Origin of the sequence: Qipengyuania algicola, assembly GCF_042492175.1 — a bacterium.
Classification (GTDB): domain Bacteria; phylum Pseudomonadota; class Alphaproteobacteria; order Sphingomonadales; family Sphingomonadaceae; genus CAJXSN01.
In genome coordinates, this window is record NZ_CP170453.1 from 110057 (window position 1) to 130161 (window position 20105).

General features: G+C 62.7%; 14 protein-coding genes and 2 tRNA genes. 14 read left to right on the forward strand and 2 right to left on the reverse strand.

Annotated features, from left to right (window positions below; translation table 11 throughout):
* The first annotated feature begins 228 nt into the window (after positions 1-228).
* The 9 genes from ACFCW2_RS00575 (at position 229) to accC (ending at position 13034) form a co-directional block, all read left to right on the forward strand.
* Positions 229-1215: a hypothetical protein gene (locus tag ACFCW2_RS00575; RefSeq protein WP_379547378.1), complete on the forward strand. Its 987-nt coding sequence runs from the start codon at positions 229-231 to the stop codon at positions 1213-1215.
* A 23-nt stretch (positions 1216-1238) separates the two neighbouring features.
* Positions 1239-1694: a hypothetical protein gene (locus tag ACFCW2_RS00580; RefSeq protein WP_379547379.1), complete on the forward strand. Its 456-nt coding sequence runs from the start codon at positions 1239-1241 to the stop codon at positions 1692-1694.
* A 123-nt stretch (positions 1695-1817) separates the two neighbouring features.
* A complete protein-coding gene (locus ACFCW2_RS00585; RefSeq protein ID WP_379547381.1) occupies positions 1818-2906 on the forward strand; it encodes a hypothetical protein in 1089 nt (362 codons plus the stop codon).
* A gap of 84 nt (positions 2907-2990) precedes the next feature.
* Positions 2991-8051: a hypothetical protein gene (locus ACFCW2_RS00590; RefSeq protein ID WP_379547382.1), complete on the forward strand. Its 5061-nt coding sequence runs from the start codon at positions 2991-2993 to the stop codon at positions 8049-8051.
* A gap of 71 nt (positions 8052-8122) precedes the next feature.
* Positions 8123-10090: a proprotein convertase P-domain-containing protein gene (locus ACFCW2_RS00595; RefSeq protein ID WP_379547384.1), complete on the forward strand. Its 1968-nt coding sequence runs from the start codon at positions 8123-8125 to the stop codon at positions 10088-10090.
* A gap of 99 nt (positions 10091-10189) precedes the next feature.
* The gene (locus ACFCW2_RS00600) at positions 10190-10603 is read left to right on the forward strand and encodes a holin family protein (RefSeq protein ID WP_379547385.1); all 414 of its coding nucleotides are present in this window, start codon (positions 10190-10192) and stop codon (positions 10601-10603) included.
* Between the two features lie 40 nt (positions 10604-10643).
* Positions 10644-11078 carry a type II 3-dehydroquinate dehydratase gene (locus tag ACFCW2_RS00605; RefSeq protein WP_379547386.1) on the forward strand — a complete coding sequence of 145 codons (435 nt, stop codon included), beginning with the start codon at positions 10644-10646 and terminating at the stop codon, positions 11076-11078.
* A gap of 98 nt (positions 11079-11176) precedes the next feature.
* Positions 11177-11674 (forward strand): acetyl-CoA carboxylase biotin carboxyl carrier protein, encoded by a 498-nt coding sequence (gene accB, locus ACFCW2_RS00610; protein ID WP_379547387.1) that lies wholly within the window; start codon positions 11177-11179, stop codon positions 11672-11674.
* A 10-nt stretch (positions 11675-11684) separates the two neighbouring features.
* A complete protein-coding gene (gene accC, locus ACFCW2_RS00615; protein WP_379547388.1) occupies positions 11685-13034 on the forward strand; it encodes an acetyl-CoA carboxylase biotin carboxylase subunit in 1350 nt (449 codons plus the stop codon).
* A 510-nt stretch (positions 13035-13544) separates the two neighbouring features.
* Here the strand turns inward: accC and ACFCW2_RS00620 are convergent.
* Positions 13545-14009, reverse strand: a complete 465-nt coding sequence (locus ACFCW2_RS00620; RefSeq protein ID WP_379547389.1) for an Lrp/AsnC family transcriptional regulator — start codon at positions 14007-14009, stop codon at positions 13545-13547.
* A 294-nt stretch (positions 14010-14303) separates the two neighbouring features.
* Here ACFCW2_RS00620 and ACFCW2_RS00625 point away from each other — a divergent pair, with 294 nt between their 5' ends.
* The 5 genes from ACFCW2_RS00625 to ACFCW2_RS00645 all read left to right on the forward strand — a co-directional run bounded on the left by ACFCW2_RS00625 (position 14304) and on the right by ACFCW2_RS00645 (position 18855).
* Positions 14304-16085, forward strand: coding sequence for a histidine kinase dimerization/phospho-acceptor domain-containing protein (locus ACFCW2_RS00625; protein ID WP_379547391.1), 1782 nt, complete (start codon positions 14304-14306; stop codon positions 16083-16085).
* 40 nt (positions 16086-16125) lie between these two features.
* On the forward strand, positions 16126-17124 hold the full coding sequence (locus tag ACFCW2_RS00630) for a polysaccharide deacetylase family protein (RefSeq protein WP_379548899.1): 999 nt from the start codon (positions 16126-16128) through the stop codon (positions 17122-17124).
* Between the two features lie 108 nt (positions 17125-17232).
* Positions 17233-17309 (forward strand) — tRNA-Ile (locus tag ACFCW2_RS00635).
* A gap of 75 nt (positions 17310-17384) precedes the next feature.
* Positions 17385-17461: transfer RNA gene (locus tag ACFCW2_RS00640), tRNA-Pro, on the forward strand.
* Between the two features lie 128 nt (positions 17462-17589).
* Positions 17590-18855 (forward strand): MATE family efflux transporter, encoded by a 1266-nt coding sequence (locus tag ACFCW2_RS00645; RefSeq protein WP_379548900.1) that lies wholly within the window; start codon positions 17590-17592, stop codon positions 18853-18855.
* A gap of 10 nt (positions 18856-18865) precedes the next feature.
* On the opposite strand, the gene ACFCW2_RS00650 is transcribed toward ACFCW2_RS00645, so the two are convergent.
* Positions 18866-20083: a GGDEF domain-containing protein gene (locus ACFCW2_RS00650; RefSeq protein ID WP_379547393.1), complete on the reverse strand. Its 1218-nt coding sequence runs from the start codon at positions 20081-20083 to the stop codon at positions 18866-18868.
* Positions 20084-20105 lie beyond the last annotated feature (22 nt).

Here is a 20105-nt window from a genome sequence, read left to right on the forward strand (position 1 = left end):
ACGTTATACACTTGGCATCATGGCGGCAAAACATCGGCTCGGAGCCGCCGCAAGACGGTCGATATGAAATCCTAGAAATGTCGTTATTATAGAGCTTTATACGGCCTTTCTCGAACTAATCGAGAACGACGTCACCACGCCATTTCAGCCTTTGTGAACACAAGATAACGAGCCTTTGAAGGCCATGTTGAAACGGATGTTAACGAATTAGGCCCATCAGGCTGCGTCATGACACGTAGCAACACCAGAAGCGTATTGTTGGCAGCCTCTGCCGGCCTTACCGCCATCGCCCTGCCCTCCGCCGCAATGGCCGAGGGCGTCCCTGCAGGTACACCGATCGATAACACCGCCGAGGCGACCTATACGATTGGTGGAGCGACCGAAACGGTCCCTTCGAACAAGGTTACGGTCAAGGTCGACGAGATCCTTGATGTCGCCGTCCAGTCGCTGGACGCCGGTGAAGTCGTACTTACAGCCGCAGGCGCGGTTCTCACATTTCAAGTCAACAATACGGGCAACGGCCCCGAAGCATACAATATCGATGTCGATCCCGCTCTGACCGGAGACGACTTCGACCCCGCAATCGTGAAGTTCGCTTATGACAGCAACGGCAATGGCGTTTACGACGAGGGCGTAGACATCGTGATCCCGGCTGGCGGCAGCACGCCGGAAATCGCAGCCGACGGCTCGCTGCGCATGTTTGTTATTACCGAGTTTGATGGCGCGGCACCGGGCAATGGCGATACCGCCGATGTCCGCCTGACAGCCACGGCTGTGACCGGCAGCGGTACGCCGGGTACGGTGTTTGCCGGTCAGGGTGTCGACGGCGTCGATGCGGTCGTCGGTCTGACGACCGCGATTGACGACGATATCGGCACGCTGATTGCCCAGGTCAGCGCTGTAACGCTGACCAAGAGCGCGACCGTGCTCGATCCTTTCGGCGGCAGTCAGACCATTCCCGGCTCGATCGTCACCTACCGTCTGATCGCACGCGTATCGGGCTCCGGCTCGGTCGACGGGCTGGTCGTGAACGATCCGATCCCGGTCAACACCACCTACATCCCCAGCACCACGCGGGTCGGCGGCGTACGCCTGACCGATGCCGCAGACGGGGACGCAGTCACCGCAGACGGCACACAGGTCAATGTCGACCTCGGCACGGTGGCCGGTGGCACCAGCACCATCATCACCTTCAAAGTCAAGATTGACGAATGATCTTTCGGACGAGGAAAAACCCCATGAATATCAGAAGTATCATCGCCGCTCTTGCAATCTCGTCGATGGCCGTTCCGGCCGCCGCGCAGGACAAGCCGATCGAACTGACCAGCGCCATCCAGCTGGTGAGCCAAAGCGATGGTGGCGAGAAACTGGTCGATCCGGCCAGTATCGTGCCGGGCGACGTGCTGGAGTTTCAGACCAACTACAGCAACCGCACGGGCGCCACGATCAGCGACTTCACGGTCGTCAGCCCCGTCCCCCAGCACGTTACGTTGACGCCGGCTTCGGCTGCTTCGCTGGAAGTGTCGGTGGATGGCGGAACCGTGTGGGGCCCGCTGGCAAGCCTGACGATCACTGCTGAAGACCAGACCTCGCGTCCGGCAACGGCAGAGGATGTCACGCATCTGCGCTGGGTCGTCGCCCAGATGGCCCCCAAGGCCGAAGGCGTCGTCAGCTACCGCGCGACCGTCAAGTAAATTTCAAAGTTTCCCGGGGGCGAAGACCAGCGTCCCCGCGAAAACCGCCCTTCAGGCGTCAACCAAAACCGGCCGTTGCCCTTCGGGAACGCGGACCGTCCGAACGCATAACGGAGACCACCAATGACCAGAACTTTTGCCCATGGCAGCGCTCTGGGTGTCGTACTCGGCACCCTGGCTCTCGCCACCCCGGCCATGGCTGCCCCTGTCGGCACCCAGGTCGGCGAGACGATCCTCAACGAAGTAACCGTGAACTACAACATCGGCAGCGGCCCTGACGCCGTGGCTCAGGATCCTGTGGAAGCACAGGACGAGGTCGCAGTTGACCGCAAGATCAACCTGACCGTGGCTCGTACCGACAACACCGGCACCCAGGTTACGCCGGGCGAAACCGGCGCGGCTGTCACCTATGTCGTGACCAATGAATCGAACGACGCGGTTGATTTCCAGCTTGACGCCACAAACGTCGCAACCGGCACCGCATCCGAACTGGACGGCACCGCGAGCGACAATTTCGACGCAACGGGCGGCTTCACCTATTACCTCGACAACCCCTCTGCCGGTACGCCGGGCGTGTTCGACGCCAGCGACACGGTGATTACGCATATCGATGCGCTGCCTTCCGGCGACTCGGCCATCATCCACGTTGTTTCCAACATCGAGGGTGGTCTGAGCACCGATGACCGCGCAGCCATCACGCTGAGCGCGATTGCCCGCGTTGATGACGGCACGACCGCGCTGGGTGGCTCGTTCACTGTGGCGACCGCCAACTCGGCCGATCCGCTTACCGTGGACACCGTGTTTGCCGACACCGATGCCGACGGCCAGATCGCCAATGACGGCGCTGCCTTCGACACGGACGATTATGTCGTGCTGGCAGCAGGCCTCACCGCGACCAAGTCGAGTGCAGTCGTTGTCGGTGCCTTTGGCGGCGATAACAGCGGCACCTATCTGCCGGGCGCAACGATGGAATATTGCATTCTGGTAGCCAACGTCGCCGGAAGCGCGACGGCCACCAATGTGACCATCTCCGATACGCTGCCTGCCGAGGTGACCTATGTCCCCGCATTCGGTGTGCGCGTCGGCGGCGCTGATTGCGCCACCCCGGGCGGCACCGCCGGTACTTTCAGCGGCGGCGTGGTGTCCGGCACCATCGGCTCGCTCGCTGGCGGTGAGCAGCAGTCGCTCATCTTCCGCGCTACCATCAACTAAGCAGGAAAACGGTTGGGGGGCGCCTGACATCGGGCGCCCTCCCTCCGGCTTACAGCAAAAGAAACTGAAGCCAGAGCATACACCATGCGGTCGCACCCCTCCTTCTTCCACGCCGGATCGGCACTCCTCGCAGCTTTCACTGCGCTGGTGCTGACGCCTGAAGCGTCCCTCGCATCCGAGCGGCAGGTGACCAACACGGCCACCGCTTCGTGGAACGATGGCGGCCGCGACCAGACGGTCGGCTCCAACACGGTCACATTCGATGTGACCCAGCCCGAAGTGGAACTGACCACTTTCGTCCCCTTCCCTTCTGCTCCGCAAAGCGCAGAGCTGAACGCATCCTATTGCTCCAGCGCGACGGCCCCGTCGCGTCTGACGATCGCTGGCGCGCCGGAAGGCGCACACCAGACCGACATCCTCCCCACGCGCACTGTGCGGGTTGGCCAGAACCTCGTGCTGCGGATCAACGCGCAGTCGGCCAATTTCGACCCCGCCGCGCGCGATGAACTGCGCCTCGAACTGACTACGCCCAGCGGCGACATCGAGACGCTGACTGCCGTCGAGGACAGCAATGACAGCGGGATCTTCTTCGCATCCATCGGCACCCTGCCGCTGAACCCTGCCCCGGTGACCGGCGATTGCCGCCTGAGCCTGCGCGACGGTGAGGAAATCGGCATCGCAGCCTTCATTCGCGGTAACGAAACTCCGTTCCTGACCGGTGCGATGGACGCGCTGGCCGATCCATTCGGTGTCGTGTTCGACAGTCTCGACGGAAAGCCCGTCGATGGCGCGACTGTGACCCTGATCGATGTCGCCACCGGACAGCCAGCAGAAGTATTCTCCTTCGACGGCGTGACGCCCTACCCCAATACCGTGATCAGCGGCTCCAGCGCGACCGACGCCAATGGCGATGAATATGCCTTTGCGCCCGGCGAATATCGTTTTCCGCTTGTCGCATTCGGCAACTATCGCCTGCAGGTCACGCCGCCCGCGCCCTATACCGGCCCGTCCGTTGCGACCCCGGCAGAACTGGCGCAGCTGACCGCACCTTCCGGCGGCGCATTCCAGATTTCGGACGCCTCCTATGGCGCCACATTTGCTGTCGACTCGCTGATCCCCGTTCAGATCGACTACCCGCTGGATGCACCGGGCGGTGATGTGTCGATCGACAAGCGTGCCTCGCGCGAGATCGTTCAGCCCGGCGATGCCGTGTTCTACACCGTCACCCTGCGCAACACGAACCCGTCGCGGGCTTCGCGCGGCGTGACGCTGACCGACCGCGCTGCCCCCGGCCTGCGCTTGCAGACAGACTCCATCCGTGTCGACGGGCAGCCGGTCGCCGAAGGACTGACGCCGGACGCCGACGGAAACGGCTTCTCCCTCGCGCTCGACGCCATTGATGGCGGCATTGCGCGCCGGGTCACCTACGCCATGACGGTGCGCGACGATGCGCCAGTCGGGGATGCAGAAAACCTCGCCATGATCACTGCGCCCGACGGCAATAAGGCCGCCGCGCAGGCAGGCATCCGCATCGAGCGCGACGGATTGACGGCGCGGATGACCATCATCGGCCGTATCGTGGATGGCGGATGCCGCCCGAATGGCGAAGTCCGCGGCATTCCCGGCGTGCGCGTCATGATGGAAGACGGCAGCTTTGCCATCACCGATTATGACGGCCGCTATCATTTCGAAGGCGTCGTGCCGGGCAACCATGTGGTGCAGGCCATCCGCTATACTCTCCCCGAGGGCGGCGAGTTTGTGGATTGCACGCGCTCCACCCGCAGCGCCGGCAGCCCCATCTCCCGCTTCATCAGCGGTCAGGGCGGATCGCTGGTACGCGCAGATTTCCATGCTGTGCTGCCAGCCGGCACCGATATCGACCAGAATGCAGCCCCGGTGCGCGAACAGCGTGACAATATCGCTGCATCGGGCGCATCGACCGATTTCCTCGCACTGGGCGACGGGCCGGACGGTTTTGTCTTCCCCGAAGTGGACCACAATCCGCGCTCGCCCTCCATTCGTGTTGTCGTGCGCCACCGCGCGGGCCAGCGGGTAACCCTGCACGCAGATGGCAAGCCGGTTTCGGGCCTCGCCTTTGACGGCACCAAGACCAGCGCCGACAAGACCTTCGCGGTCAGCATCTATCGCGGCATTCCTCTGGAAGGCCCGGCCACTCAGCTGCGCGCGGAAATCCGTGATGCGGACGGCCGTACCGTCGAAACATACGAACGGCCTGTCTATTACTCGACGACGCCCCTGCGCGCTCAAATCGTGCCCGAGCTTTCGCGCTTGATCGCCGATGGTGCCTCCGCACCGGTGCTGGCCGTGCGCATGACCGACCGCAATGGCCGCCCCGTTCACGCAGGCATCGCCGGTTCGCTGACCATCGACAGCCCGTACCAGACCCGCAGCGCCATCGAGGCCGCACAAAGCCGCGAGCTGAGCGGGTTCGGCAACGCGTCCGCCAGCTGGCTGGTCGAGGGTGATGACGGCATAGCCTATATTGAACTGGCCCCGACGCTGGTAAGCGGCGCGCTGCGTGCGACCTTCACCTTTACCGACGGCGAAACCACACGCGAAGAGCGTCTGGAAGCGTGGGTCGAGCCCGGCGACCAGCCGTGGACCCTGATCGGCCTGGCCGAAGGTTCCATCGGTGCACGCAACGTCGCCGAGAACATGGAGCGAGAAGGCGATTTCGATAGCCATCTGGGCGACAATGCCCGCGTCGCATTCTATGCAAAGGGCCGTGTGCTGGGCAAATATCTTGCCACCATCGCCTATGACAGCGCCAAGCAGGAGAACGATCAGCGCCTCCTCGGCACGATCGATCCGGCGGCCTATTACACCGTATTTGGCGACAATTCGCAGCGCTTCTTCGACGCCGCCAGCCGCGACAAGATCTATGTCCGCGTGGAAAGCAGCACCTTCTACGCTCTGTATGGCGATTTCGAGACCGGCTTCGACGAGACGGATCTGGCACGCTATCAGCGCATCGCCACCGGCGTGAAGGCCGAGGGCCGCTTTGGCCAGGTCGAAGCGCAGGGCTTCGCCGCCAAGATCGGTTCGCGCCAGCGCCGCGACGAAATTCAGGGTCAGGGTATCTCCGGCCCCTATCGCCTCAGCGCACGCCGCATTGTGCCCAACAGCGAAACGGTGACCATCGAAGTGCGCGACCGCCTGCGCAGCGACGTGATCGTCAGCAGCCAGACGCTTACCCGCTTCATCGACTACGATGTCGACCTGCTGTCGGGCACCATCACCTTTGCCCAGCCCGTGCTCAGCCGCGATCCGGCTCTGAACCCGCAATTCATCGTCGTGAATTACGATGTCGATGCGCTGGGCCAGAAGGAATGGAATGCAGGCGGCCGTGTGACCTGGTCGACCGACGATGACAGCGTACGGGTCGGCTTCACCGGCCTCACCGAAAAGGGCGACGAGCAGCGCACCAATCTGGGCGCAGTCGATGTGCGGGTGCGCATCGGTGAACAGACCGAAGTGCGCGCAGAAGCCGCGATGAGCCGCCAGAACGGCGCGACGTCGAACGCCTATCTCGCCGAAGTCGAGCATGTGTCCGGCCCGTTCGATCTGCTGGCCTATGTCCGCCACACCGATGCCGATTACGGTGTCGGGCAGCAGAACGTGGCCGACCGTGGCCGCCGCCGTGTCGGCGTGGATGGCCGCGCGCGTCTGACCGAAGAATTCAGCGTCGTCGCCAGCGCATGGCACGATGAAAGCCTGATCGACACCGCCAAGCGCGACGCAGTAGAAGTGCGCGCCGTATGGCAGACCGCGAAGACCGATGCCTTTGCAGGTGTCGCTCACGTCGCCGACACGCTGGCCGACGGTCGTAAAACCAACTCCACGATCCTGCAGGCCGGCGGCACGCAGCGCCTGCTCGACAACACGCTGGAAGTCACCGGCGCAACCAGCGTTCCGCTTGGCGGCACCGGCTCCATTGCCCTGCCCACCCGTCACACGCTGGGTGTGCGCTACACCGTCTCGCGCGATGTGAAAGTCATCGGCAGCTACGAAATTGCTCGCGGCGATGCGATCGATGCGAACACCGTAAAGGTCGGCGCCGAGATCACCCCATGGGAAGGTGGCCGCGTCGTCAGCTCCATCGGTCAGGACACCATCGGCCGCGGCCCGCAAGAAGCCGATGCCAATCGCACTTTCGCCGCCTTCGCTCTGGGCCACAGCTTCCGCGTGGGCGAACGTTTGCTGATAGAGACTACGCTGGACGGTAACAAAACCCTATCGGGCGGCATCGCGCTCGCCGACACGGTGAACCCTGCGCAGCCCGAGCCAAGCGGCGGCCAGTTCGACGGCAACGGCCTGCTGGGCGAAGACTTCACCGCCTTTACCCTGGGCGCGGCGTGGAGCGCCGGTGACTGGAATGCCCGCGCTCGCGGCGAATACCGCGATGGCGAACTGGCTGATCGCACCGGTGCCGATCTCGCGATCATCCGCCGTTTGGGCGCAGGCAGCGTTGTCGGCGGCGGCGCAACCTGGACCCGCGCAGAAAACGAAACCGGCGGGACCACACAGATTGTCGACGCGGCACTTTCTGTCGCGCATCGTCCCGCAAGCTCCGCATTCTCGTTGCTCTCGAAGGTAGAATATCGCAGCGACGAAGTGACCGGCGCAGTCGACGGTTTTGTCGGAGCCGCTGGCCAGACCGCCCTGCTCACATCCGGCGATGCGAAACTGCGCCGCCTGATCGGCAGCGTCTCCACCAACTGGTCGCCCATCGACCGGGACGAGGAAGACGGCCAGTCCGCCCGCACCGAAGTGGGCGTGTTCGCCGGCCTGCGCCATAATTTCGACCGGGTTGAAGGCTTCGATCTCGGCACGACCACGCTGCTTGGCGGTCTCGACCTGCGCATCGGCCTGCCCGACCGGATCGAAATCGGCGGCAAAGCCAGCGTGCGCCATGATCTGTCGTCGGGCACCACGGCGTTCTCCGTCGGCCCCGAAATCGGCTTTGTCCCGACAGACAATGTCCTGCTCAGCGTTGGGTACAATATCGTCGGCTTCCGCGACCCCGACTTCCAGGATGCGCGCTCGACCGACAAGGGACTGTTCGCAAGCGTCCGGATCAAGCTGGATGACGACAGCTTCAACTTCCTGGGGCTCGGCCGATGAGCACGTTAGATCTTGTATCAAACGCCCAAAGGTTACTGCCTCTTAACCTTGCGCGGATTAGTCCTGCCCGCATGCAACGCGCTGTCCATTCCGGCTTTGAATTCATCACGTTCCTCGCGGTGCGTGTGGGAGTTTTCGCTCTTGTCGCGCTCGCATCCGTGCTGGTTGCGGCACCTGCCAGCGCCCAGACCCAGACGTTCAACAATACGACCACCGGCGCGCTCGACAGCACCACGCCCTGCAATGCCGCAATGACGCGGACCTTCTCGGTGGCCAGCGATTTTCTGTTGGGTGATGTCGATATCGGGATGCGCGGTTCGCACACCTATCGCGGCGACGTTCGCGCGGCATTGCGCCATCCGGACGGGACAACTGTGCTGATCCTCGACGGCAACGGCGCGGTTTCGGGGGACAATTTCAACTTCCGCCTGAACGATGGCGGGACCCAGCTGGTCAACACGGACGGTAACACCACCAACCACCTTTCGACCGCTGTGAACGGCGGATACCAGCACAATTTCATCCCGGACAACGCCCTTTCGGCGTTCAACGGCAAGTCGAGCGCTGGCACGTGGACGCTGCTGATGTGCGATAGCTTTGGTGATGAGGATGACGGCACGTTCCTGCAAGCCACACTCTATCTGACACCGCAGACCGCCCCCTTCGCCGATCTGTCCCTAACAAAGTCGGTCGACGTCGCTTCCCCGATATTCGGCCAGGAAATCCGTTACACGCTGACCGTAAGCAATGCGTCCAACTCGACCGCGACAGCTAACGCGACCATCCGCGATGTGCTCCCTGCTGGCGTCACTTACGTCGGCGATGACAGCGGCGGCGCCTACGACCCCGCTACCGGTGACTGGACCGTGACGGCACTTGCCCCGAATACTTCGCAAACACTGGTCATCAGAGTAAACGTGGCGGCAGGCGCCGGCTCGACCGTCGTGAATAACGCAGAAGTCTGGACCTCCAGCGAAGACGACATCGATTCCACACCGGGCAACGGATCATCGGTCGAGGACGATGACGGATCGGCCAGCTTTACCGTACAGGGAACCCGCACCGCCGGAGTACCACCCGCCCTTACCTGTCCGGATGGCTCGATCGCCTTCGACTGGGCCGGCCGCACCTGGACGCCGGGCACCACTAGCAACGATTACAATCTTGCGGGCTTTGGCGCGTTCGACTGGGATCTCAGCAGCCCTGCACCGTATCTCGACATCGCTGCATATGGCGGTGAACATCCCCGGCTAACGACCGCTGTGCAGAGCACGACATCGCTGTCGCTGGCGGTCGATTTCAACAACCGGTTTGAGGTTGCAACCACCACAATATCGCTGGGAGAAGTCGTTGACGGAGCTCAGTTCACCATCTTCGACGTCGATTTCGCCGCCAATGACTTCGCCGACAAGGTCACTGTCACCGGCAAGCTGAACGGCGCGGATGTCATCCCGATCCTGACCAACGGACTGTCGAACTATGTGATTGGCAATACCGCATTCGGGGATCAATCATCGAGCGACACGCAAACAAACGGCAATGTGGTGGCGACGTTCACCAGCGCGGTGGACACGATTGTCATCGATTATGGCAACCACGGCATGGCACCCGCCGACCCCGACGGGCAGGCCATCCAGATGTCCGGCAATATTCAGGTTTGCAACGCCAACACCGATCTTACCGTTTCCAAGTCCAGCACGCCGGTCAGCGACCCTGTTTCGGGCGAGACGAGCGATGCGTTTGCCATTCCCGACGCGGTTCTGCGCTACTGCATCCTCATCACGAACACAGGCACAGCGTCTGCGCGAAGCGTGACGGCGAATGATACGCTTCCGGCCAATCTGACCTACAATCCCGGCACGATAAAATCGGGCGCAACCTGCGCGGCGGCCACCGTCGAGGAGGACGACGATGCTGTCGGGACAGACGACACCGATTTTACCGGAGTGTCGTTCAATTCGGGAACGATCACCATCGCCGTACCGGAGCTTCCGGGCGGGGAGACGGTGGCGGTGACTTACGAAGGCACCATCCAGTGAGACCCGGCTAGAAGCGAGCTCGCCGAAAGCACACTTTTCGCTGTCCTACACAAACCGATATGGTTATCTGAGTCGCTTCCATTTTCCGGGAGAGACCCAATGCCCCTCGTCGAATCGCTTATCGGCCCCATCGCCTCCATCATCGACAAGATCATTCCAGACAAGAATGCGCGGGCTGCGGCCAAGCTGGAATTGCTCAAGCTGGAAGGCACGCACGAACTGAAAGCGATCGAGGCCCGCCTGTCCGCGATTGTCGCAGAGGCGCAGTCGGCCGATCCGTGGACCAGCCGCGCCCGGCCCAGCTTTCTCTACGTGATGTATGTCATCATTCTGGCCGCGCTGCCGTTGGGCGTGTTGGCTGCGATCAGCCCCCAATCGGCCCGCGACATTGCCACCGGCATGAATGCCTATCTCGGCGGCCTGCCGGAACCGCTCTATGCGCTCTTCGGCACCGGCTATCTCGGCTACACCGCCGCGCGCCAATGGGGCAAAGCCAAGGGCGTGGACCGGTAAACCCGCTTGCCGCCCGCCGCTCGCGCGCTAGACGGAGGGGATGAGCACCACAGTCTTCATCCTCAACGGCCCCAATCTCAATCTGCTTGGTCAGCGGGAGCCGGACATTTACGGGCGAACGACTCTGGCCGAAATAGAGGCGCAGTGCCGCGATAAGACGCAGGCTCTGGGTCTCACCGCGGATTTCCGCCAGACCAATCACGAAGGCACGCTGGTCGATTGGCTGCATGAGGCGGATGCGGCGGGCGCGCGGGCGGTGTTACTCAATGCGGCGGCCTACACCCATACTTCCATCGCCCTGCTCGATGCCATTAAGGCGATTGGCGTTCCCGTAATCGAGGTCCACCTGTCGGATCCGCACACGCGCGAGGAATTCCGGCATATCTCCTATGTCGGTATGGCGGCGGCCCATACGGTTCAGGGCCTTGGCCCGCAGTCCTATATTCAGGCGCTGGAGCACGCGGCCCAGTTGTGATCGCGGTGGCAAATGCGTTCACATCGGGCGGTCCCGCCTCTTGCCAGAATGCCCGTTGCTGCGCATAGGCAAGGGTTCTGGCAAATAGCGGGACCACAATGGCCGAAACCAAATCGAACACTGCGCGCAAGAACGGCATGAATGTCGACACGAAACTGGTGCGCGAACTGGCCGAATTGCTCGGGGAAACCGGGCTGAGCGAAATCGAAGTCGAGGATGGTGACCGGAAGGTGCGGGTTGCGCGGCAAATGTCTGCTGCGGCCGCGCCTGCCGCCGTTGCAGCGCCCGCCCCGCCCCCCGCTCCGGCGCCCCCGGCAGCGGCTCCGGCTATGGGCGATAGCGGCGGCGATGATGCCTCTGTCGCCGATGCGATGACGTCCCCCATGGTGGGCACCGCCTATCTCTCCTCCGAACCCGGCGCCCCGCCGTTTGTGGCAGTGGGCGACAAGGTGAAGGAAGGCGACACGCTGCTGATCGTCGAGGCGATGAAGGTGATGAACCCGATTGCCGCCGACCGGTCGGGCACCGTGAAGCAAATTCTGGTCGACAATGCGCAGCCGATCGAATTCGGTCAGCCGCTCGTCGTCATTTCCTGAAGGCCGCAGCGTGGCTATCAACCGCATCCTGATCGCCAATCGCGGCGAAATCGCCCTGCGCATCCACCGTGCAGCGCATGAAATGGGCATCGAGACCGTCGCGGTGCACTCCACCGCCGATGCCGACGCCATGCATGTGCGACTGGCGGACCATGCGGTATGTATCGGCCCGCCCTCTGCGACCGAGAGCTATCTCAACGTAGCCGCGATTATCTCCGCCGCCGAAGTGGCGCATTGCGACGCCATTCATCCTGGCTACGGCTTTCTGTCCGAAAATGCGAAATTTGCCGAGATCGTCGAGGCGCACGACATCAAGTGGATCGGCCCCAAGCCGGAACATATCCGCACGATGGGCGACAAGGTGGAGGCCAAGCGCACCGCCGGGAAGCTCGGTCTGCCGCTGGTTCCGGGCAGCGACGGGGCAGTGTCCGAGGTTTCCGAAGCGCGCAAGATTGCAGCCGAAATCGGCTACCCGGTGATTATCAAGGCGGCCAGCGGCGGCGGCGGGCGCGGCATGAAGGTCTGCGAGGCGGAAGACCAGCTCGAGACGCTGATGAAGCAGGCGGGAAGCGAAGCGAAAGCTGCGTTCGGCGATGCGACCGTCTATATCGAGAAATATCTCGGCAATCCGCGCCACATCGAATTTCAGGTTTTCGGCGACGGCGAAGGCACCGCCATCCATCTGGGCGAGCGGGATTGCTCGCTCCAGCGGCGCCACCAGAAGGTGCTGGAAGAGGCACCGTCTCCGGTACTTTCCAGCGAAGACCGCCACCGAATGGGTGAGATCTGCTCCAAAGCGATGTCCGATATGGGTTATCGCGGGGCCGGAACCATTGAGTTCCTGTGGGAAGACGGCGAGTTCTACTTCATCGAGATGAATACCCGCCTGCAGGTGGAGCATCCGGTGACCGAGATGATCACCGGCATCGATCTGGTGCGCGAACAAATCCGCATCGCGGCCGGCAAACCGCTGTCGGTCACGCAAAGCGAAGTGATTTTCGCCGGGCACGCCATCGAATGCCGGATCAATGCCGAGGATCCGTTCACCTTCGCCCCCTCCCCCGGCGAAGTGACATCCTACCACGCGGCAGGCGGCATGCATGTGCGGGTGGATAGCGGCCTGTACGCCGGATACCGCATCCCGCCCTATTACGATTCGATGATCGCCAAGCTGATCGTCTACGGCCGCACCCGCGAGAAATGCATCATGCGCCTGCGCCGCGCACTGGAAGAGATGGTCGTCGAGGGCGTCAAAACCTCGATCCCACTGCATCAGGAACTGATTAAACAGGACGACGTGCTGAGCGGCGATTATTCGATCAAATGGCTCGAGGAATGGCTGGAAACGCGCGAGGGGTAGTGGGTGCGCATTTGACCCGCTTGCAGACATTCAAATAATGAGAAGGCATCCTTTTATGCATGCGCTGAAAGCCACAGCAGCCTTCCTAATTCTTTTGACCCCTCAAAGCGTCGCTGGCACGTCGCTTGTATGCAGCAATCCCGAACGCGCTAAAGTCTTGCAAACCGCAACTATCGTGTTGCCGACCGGAAATATCAGGGTACTCGAAGGGCGATTTGCAAAGCTTGCTGGGCCTCTTGCAATGAGCACTTGGGGCATCGGCTCCGCCGAAGGCGGGATCATTCGTTCTAAAACGTTGGGGCTTCAAAGCCCGAAAGTCAGCGTTTCGATAAGCGCCGATTGGAAGCCGGGCCAACGGTTCGCAAGGGCTAGGGTAGAACGCACGTGCTACACTGATGATCTCGAACCATGGAAGCCGTATTGGACCCGATTCTTGGCGGAACTTCGTAGCGCAGGCTACAAGGTCCTTTAGCGATCAGACGTCTTACCAGTCCATCAGACGTAAATCTCTCACCCCAAGGGCACCCCTGGCTCCAGCTTGCTGGTCCGGATCGTCAGAGAAGTCTTCACGCTTGCGACATTGGGTGCAGGCGTCAGTTTGCTGGTCAGAAATTCCTGAAAGCTCTGAAGGTCCTGGCTTACGATCTTGAGGATAAAGTCGATTTCGCCGTTGAGCATATGCACTTCGCGGACTTCGGGCAGATCGCGCATGGCCTGTTCAAACTCGCGCAGATCGGCTTCCGCCTGGCTTTTCAGGCTGACCATCGCGAACACTGTCAGGGCAAAGCCCAGCCGCGAAGGCTCCAGCTCTGCGTGATAGCCGCGAATGACGCCGGCCTCTTCCAATGCGCGCACCCGGCGCAGGCAGGGCGGCGCGGTCAGACCGACGCGCTGGGCAAGCTCGACATTGGTGATTCGTCCTTCGTCCTGCAATTCCGCCAGCAGACGCATATCGATTTCATCGAGGCTTGCCATATCACCCGTTCCCCGCATTGCTGCCAGAGGCATTGCCGCCCCTTCACTCTAACAATCAGCGCCGCACGATTCGCGCGCAAAATCGCGCCCTGATTCGTGTAATGAAAAACCGGAATCTTGCGGCATTCAACAAGATTATTTTTCCTGCCAGCAATTGTCCCGCTTTGCAACGCGTCCCCCGTTCAGGCCACGCGCGGGGTATTTGCTGGTAACAGGTGCGAACAGGAAAGTGCGCAAAGTTGCGTGCTTTCAGACTTGCCCCGACGCCGCGCTTAAGGACCCGCCCGCCACCCCATGCTGTTCGACGATCGCCTTGCCACCGTGCTGCGTCACCGCGCATCGGGCGAGCGCGCGGCGCGCACGCAATTCCGGCAATTGCTGGACCTGCTGGGCCGCCGCCAGCGCGGCAGTGACGAGAGCCTGCGCGCGGCTGCCTGGCTCCGTCTGGGCGCTCTGGGCGAGGCAATTCCGGCCAGTGGCCGCGCCGAGATGATTCGCGATCCTGCGCTGCGTTTCCACTGCCCCGAACTCGCGGCGCATTTCGCCGAGGACGAGCCCGCTGTCGCCGCCGCTGCGCTGGGCGTGGCGCAATTGCGGGAGGACGACTGGGAAGCGCTGATCCCGCGCCTGCCGATCCGTGCACGCGGTTTCCTGCGGCTGCGCAACGATTTGCCGCCAGGCGCCATCCGCCTGCTGGACCGGCTGGGCATCAGCGATCGCGGATTGCCGGAGCCCATCGTTACGTTCGAGGAAACGGACCAAAACGCAGAAGTGCTAGGAGAAACCGACGAAGAAGCGCCTGTAACCGATACTCCGACACTCCCGCCCGTGCCCGCCAACGACGCTGCCGAACCGGGAGAGATTGCCGTCGAAACTGCCGACGCGGCACAGCCCACAGCCATCGGCACGCTGGTCCAGCGCATCGAGGCATTCCAGCGCGAGCGTGCCAAGCGCGTGGGGGAGAAGAGCGGCACCACAGCCGCCCCGCCGCTGCTGCCCACAGAAGAAGACGCGCAAGGCACCCCGCCCTTGCTCGGCTTTGCCTTCACCACCGATGCCGTTGGCCGGATCGACTGGGCCGAGCCGCATGTCGCGCCATCGGTGATGCATATGGCGGTGCCATCCTTGCTGCCCGATAGTTACCGCCGCGCTTTCATGCAGCGCCAGACCATCGATGGCGCGCCGATCACGGTCGAGGGTGCACCGGTCATCAGCGGCGAGTGGATCTGCGAAGCCGCGCCGCGCTTTACGAGCGATGGCGGGCGTTTCTTCGGTTATGCCGGACGCCTGCGCCGCCCGGCCAGCGCTGCGGCATCCGCCCTCGCCGCTGGGGCCGCTGCGCCCAATGCCCAGAGCGACGGCCTGCGCCAGTTGCTGCACGAGCTGCGCACTCCGGTGAACGCGATTCAGGGTTTTGCCGAGCTGATCCAGCAGCAATTGTTCGGCCCCGTGCCGCATGAATACCGCGCGCTGGCGGCCAATATCGCCGGGGACAGTGCGCGCATGCTGGCTGGCTTCGACGAGCTGGACAGGCTGGCCAAACTGGAAAGCGGCGCGCTGGAAATGGAGCCCGGCGACGCCGACCATTCCGGCGTTATCGCCGCTGTGTCGGAGCGCCTCGCCGCGATCCTCGAGCCGCGCAATGCCGGGTTCAAACTCAATCTGGTGGAGCAGATACAGGTCACGCTGGGGCAGTCCGATCTGGAAGCCATGACCTGGCGCATGCTGGCGGCTTTGGCCGCTTCCATGGCGCCGGGCGAGAAAATCGAGCTGACACTGGTAGGAGACCGCGACACCAGCTGGCTGGAGGTTGCCCTGCCTGCCGCTCTGGTGGTGTCGGACGATATCTTCGTTCTCTCGAACGGCCAATCCCGCAGCAAATCCAAAGGCGCGGCAAGTTCCGGTGCTTTCGGCCCGGCCTTTGCGCTTCGGCTGGCACGGGCAGAGGCAAGGGCGGCAGGCGGCGACCTTGCAAGAGTGGACACGCGGCTGGTTATGGACCTGCCGCGCTTGACCGATAGCGAGGCTGAACCTAGCCCAGCAACAGCGACGGGGCGCGCCGCCCGGTCCAAATGATCCTTCCATTCGGGCGCCGGACTGCAATTTTGTGACCAATATGCTCGTGCCGCCATCGGCCAACAGCATTGCGAAATTTGCCGAGGACTTCGGCCAGCGCGCCCTGTTGACTATCGACACCGAGGAAGAGTTCGACTGGGACAAGCCGTTCAGCGCCACCGAGCACGGGCTGGATCATGTGCGCCACCTCCGCTCCTTTCAGGAGTTTTGCGAAAATCTGGGTATCAGCCCGGTTTATCTGGTGGACTGGCCGATTACCCACGCGCCCATGGCGCAAGAGGTACTGGGCGATGCGGTGAAACGCGGCAAGGCCGAGATCGGTATCCAGCTGCACCCGTGGGTCAATCCGCCGCATGAGGAGGAAGTGAGCGCCCATAACAGCTATGCTGGCAACCTTCCCCCGGCGCTAGAGCGGGAGAAATTCGTCCGGCTGCGCGATGCCATTACCGAGAAATTCGGTTCCGCCCCGATGGTGTACCGCGCAGGACGCTATGGTCTGGGGCCGCAAACCGCACAATTGCTCAGCGACAATGGCATTGGGGTCGATACGTCGGTGCGGACCGGCTTTGATTATTCCGGAGACGGCGGCGCAGATTACACACGGCACCCGCTGCAGCCCTATTGGACCGGGGCAGAGCATCAATTGCTCGAATTGCCGCTGACCACGGTTTACTGGGGCATGCTGCGCCGTCAGGGACCGGCCTTGCAATCCGTGATTGACCGCGTGCCCGCCTTGCGCGGCGCTATGGCCCGTTTCGGAATCCTGGAACGTATTGCGCTGACGCCGGAAGGCGTGACCGCGGAAGAAGCGCTGCGCGGCATCGATATCGCACTGGACGATGGATTGCCCCTGCTCGTCCTGTCGTTTCACAGCCCCTCGCTCGCCCCCGGCCATACACCCTATGTGACCAGCGAAACCGGGGTCGACACGCTGTATGAGTGGTTCCGCGAGGTGTACGCCTATCTCGGCCAGCGCGGCGTGAAACCGACAAGCGTCAGCGAGATCATGGAGCATGTGGTCCTGCCCCGCGGACAGTGAGCGGACAATAAATTGCGCTGCGCGACGAAAAGAGGCGCGGATTTGGTTGCAGCAAGGCTCACACCCCGCTAGGCGCGCGGCACGAGGTGACGAGCCTCGTGTCCGGGAGGGCCTGTAGCTCAGTTGGTTAGAGCTGGCCGCTCATAACGGCTAGGTCGCGGGTTCGAGTCCTGCCGGGCCCACCAGGACACTTTCGGGTGTGCCGGTCCGGATGGTTTCGGCCAGATAATGGCGGTCTGAAAGTGTCGGACGAATAGTGTCGGGGAGTGGCGCAGCCTGGTAGCGCATCTGTTTTGGGAACAGAGGGTCGCAGGTTCGAATCCTGTCTCCCCGACCACTATTTTCGGCCCTGCCCCGCCCACAGGGGCAGAATAGGGAGCGAGGCCCGTTACCAACTTCGCAAAAACCACCGCTGCAAAATTCACTCTGGATACGCGCGCGATCTGGGCAATTGCTTTGCCCGCCATGGTCACCAACGTCGCCACAGCGCTGATCGGCATTGGCGATATGTGGATCGTCGGGAGGCTGAACGATGCCGCGACGCAAGGTGCCGTCGATGTCGGCGCGCGGACCTTCGCGATCCTGTTTACGGTGATGAATTTCCTGAAGACCGGCACCACCGGTCTGGTCGCGCAGGACGGCACGCGGGAGGGTGTTGCGGCGCAGCACGCCACCTTGCTGCGCGGTCTGGCCATCGCTCTGGGCATTGCCGCGCTGCTGCTGATTGCCAAGCCGCTGCTGCTGCCAGCCTTGCTGGGGGCGCTGGGCGCTCAGGGCGAGGTGCTTGGCGCGGCGCGGATTTATGCCGACATCCGGTACTGGACCGCGCCCGGTGTCCTGCTGAACCTGGCGCTGATCGGCTACATGGTCGGTCGGCGGCAGATGAAGGCGGTGCTGCTGTTCGAGATTGCCTACAACGCGGTCAATGTCGGGCTGGGGCTGTGGTTCGTGCTGGCGCTGGATATGGGCATCGCCGGGATCGGCTGGTCCAGCTTCATCGCCGAATATGCGAAGCTGGCGGTAGTTGGCTTGTTCGTCTGGCGCGGGGCACCCGGCCTGTTTGGCACGTTGCGAAACACGGCGGTGCTGCGTTGGGCCAGCCTCAAACCGTTTCTTGGCGTTAATCGTGACCTGTTCCTGCGCACCGTCATCCTGATGATCGCGCTGGGCGCCCTCACCCGCCTGAGCGCGGAACGCGGGCCGGAAGTGCTGGCGGCGAACGGCATCCTCTACCAGATGTTCGTCTTCACCGCCCTGCTGCTCGACGGGTTCGAGAACGCGGCGCAGGTGCTGAATGGAGAGCGGCTGGGCGCGAAGGACCGGCGGGGATTCGTCGCCTATGTCAAAGCGATCCTGCTGCGCAGTCTGGCCGCAGCGGGCTTGGTTTCGCTGGGCTTTGCATTGCTGGCCGATCCGGTTCTTGCCAGCTTTGCCGCCACGGAAGGCGTGCGCATCGCGGCGCAAGACAGCGCGCTGTGGCTGGTCATCATCCCCTTTGCCGGAGTGGCGGGATTTGTCTTCGACGGGATCTATGTGGGCGCAAGCTGGACACGCGCTTTGCTAGCCACAATGGCCGGGGCGGGTGTCGTCTTTGCCGCATCGCTATGGCTGACGTGGGGCTGGGGCAATGCCGGGCTATGGTTCAGCTTTACGCTGTTCTTGGCAATCCGCGCCGTGTTCCAGCTGGCCCTGATGCCGCGCCTGCTCAGCCGCACTTTCGGCCCGCGCTGATCAATGCCGCTCAGGCCGCGAGCGTTACCGACTCTGCGCCCTTGAAAGGCTTACGAACCCGTTTGGTATCGTCTTCGAGTTCTTCCCCGCCTTCGAAATGCACGCAGTTCCGGCCCGCTTCTTTCGCAGTGTACATGGCCGCATCGGCCTGACCGAATAGCCGGCCATATCCTTCGCAGCCGGAAAACGCGGCAACGCCGAAACTGGCGGTCAGATGGATGTCATCGGAAATGCCCTCGATCTCGGTCTCGGTCAGAGCCAGCCGGATACGGTCTGCCAGGCGCGCGGCAGCCGTGCCGGTACAATTCCACACCACAATGCAGAACTCCTCGCCGCCAATCCTCCCGGCAATATCGGTGGTCCTGATGGTCGACCCGATCAGCTTGCCGAACGCGCGAATCGCATTGTCGCCCACCTGATGGCCCCAGATATCATTGACCTGTTTAAAGAAATCGAGATCGGCCACGATCAGACTGACGGGCACGTTGCGTGATTTGGACCGCGCCAGCATCGCCAACGCCTCCTGTTCGAACGACCGGCGACTGCGCAGGCCGGTCAGCAAATCGGTCTCTGCCATCTTGCGGTCGACCTTGATCTGATCGAGCATCACCGCCGCGAGAAGAGCGAGAGCGAGCAGCAGCGAGAACAGCGCCACCACCATGATCATCACCGCGTAATAGGTGGAATCGCGATATTCACTCGCCGAAAGCGATTCTTCGAGGATGAAGGTCGCTGCCGGTCGGACGAAAAATTGCACGGCTGTAGCGGCGAACAGCCAGAAAATGATCCGGTCGATCGGCTCATGCCGCGCGGCCAGCCCCATCGCGTGGGCCCCCAGAATGAAGATCAGTCCATAAGCGGAATTGGCGATGTACAGCCGGGGGTTCTGATCGAGCCCGTAGGTGGACGCGATCATCAGCAGCGAACTAATTGCGGCGACCGCGACAAAATAGCTTGGCTGGATCGTCTGCCCTACCCTGCGAGCCGCACCATGGGCGAGCAGCGCGCAACCGGCGGTATAGAACAGATGCATCGTCAGGATGGGTCCGCGCGCGGCGGGATCGGGCACGAAGTGAAAGATCAGAAAGCCTATCGCCAGCGTGGAATAGGCGATCGAGAAGAAGACAATATGCTTGCGGGAACGGTCGCGTTGCCAGGCGAACAGGAACAGCAGGGCGAAAACCAGCGAGATCGCCGGATTCATTAGCCCCATGATCTGTTGTTGCACGACAATCCCCCCGGTTCTCCGG

Coding starts and splice junctions, on each gene's coding strand:
- ACFCW2_RS00575 (WP_379547378.1), top strand. CDS start 229: ATGACACGTAGCAACACCAGAAGCGTATTGTTGGCAGCCTCTGCCGGC.
- ACFCW2_RS00580 (WP_379547379.1), top strand. CDS start 1,239: ATGAATATCAGAAGTATCATCGCCGCTCTTGCAATCTCGTCGATGGCC.
- ACFCW2_RS00585 (WP_379547381.1), top strand. CDS start 1,818: ATGACCAGAACTTTTGCCCATGGCAGCGCTCTGGGTGTCGTACTCGGC.
- ACFCW2_RS00590 (WP_379547382.1), top strand. CDS start 2,991: ATGCGGTCGCACCCCTCCTTCTTCCACGCCGGATCGGCACTCCTCGCA.
- ACFCW2_RS00595 (WP_379547384.1), top strand. CDS start 8,123: ATGCAACGCGCTGTCCATTCCGGCTTTGAATTCATCACGTTCCTCGCG.
- ACFCW2_RS00600 (WP_379547385.1), top strand. CDS start 10,190: ATGCCCCTCGTCGAATCGCTTATCGGCCCCATCGCCTCCATCATCGAC.
- ACFCW2_RS00605 (WP_379547386.1), top strand. CDS start 10,644: ATGAGCACCACAGTCTTCATCCTCAACGGCCCCAATCTCAATCTGCTT.
- accB (WP_379547387.1), top strand. CDS start 11,177: ATGGCCGAAACCAAATCGAACACTGCGCGCAAGAACGGCATGAATGTC.
- ACFCW2_RS00620 (WP_379547389.1), bottom strand. CDS start 14,009: ATGGCAAGCCTCGATGAAATCGATATGCGTCTGCTGGCGGAATTGCAG.
- ACFCW2_RS00625 (WP_379547391.1), top strand. CDS start 14,304: ATGCTGTTCGACGATCGCCTTGCCACCGTGCTGCGTCACCGCGCATCG.
- ACFCW2_RS00630 (WP_379548899.1), top strand. CDS start 16,126: ATGCTCGTGCCGCCATCGGCCAACAGCATTGCGAAATTTGCCGAGGAC.
- ACFCW2_RS00645 (WP_379548900.1), top strand. CDS start 17,590: ATGGTCACCAACGTCGCCACAGCGCTGATCGGCATTGGCGATATGTGG.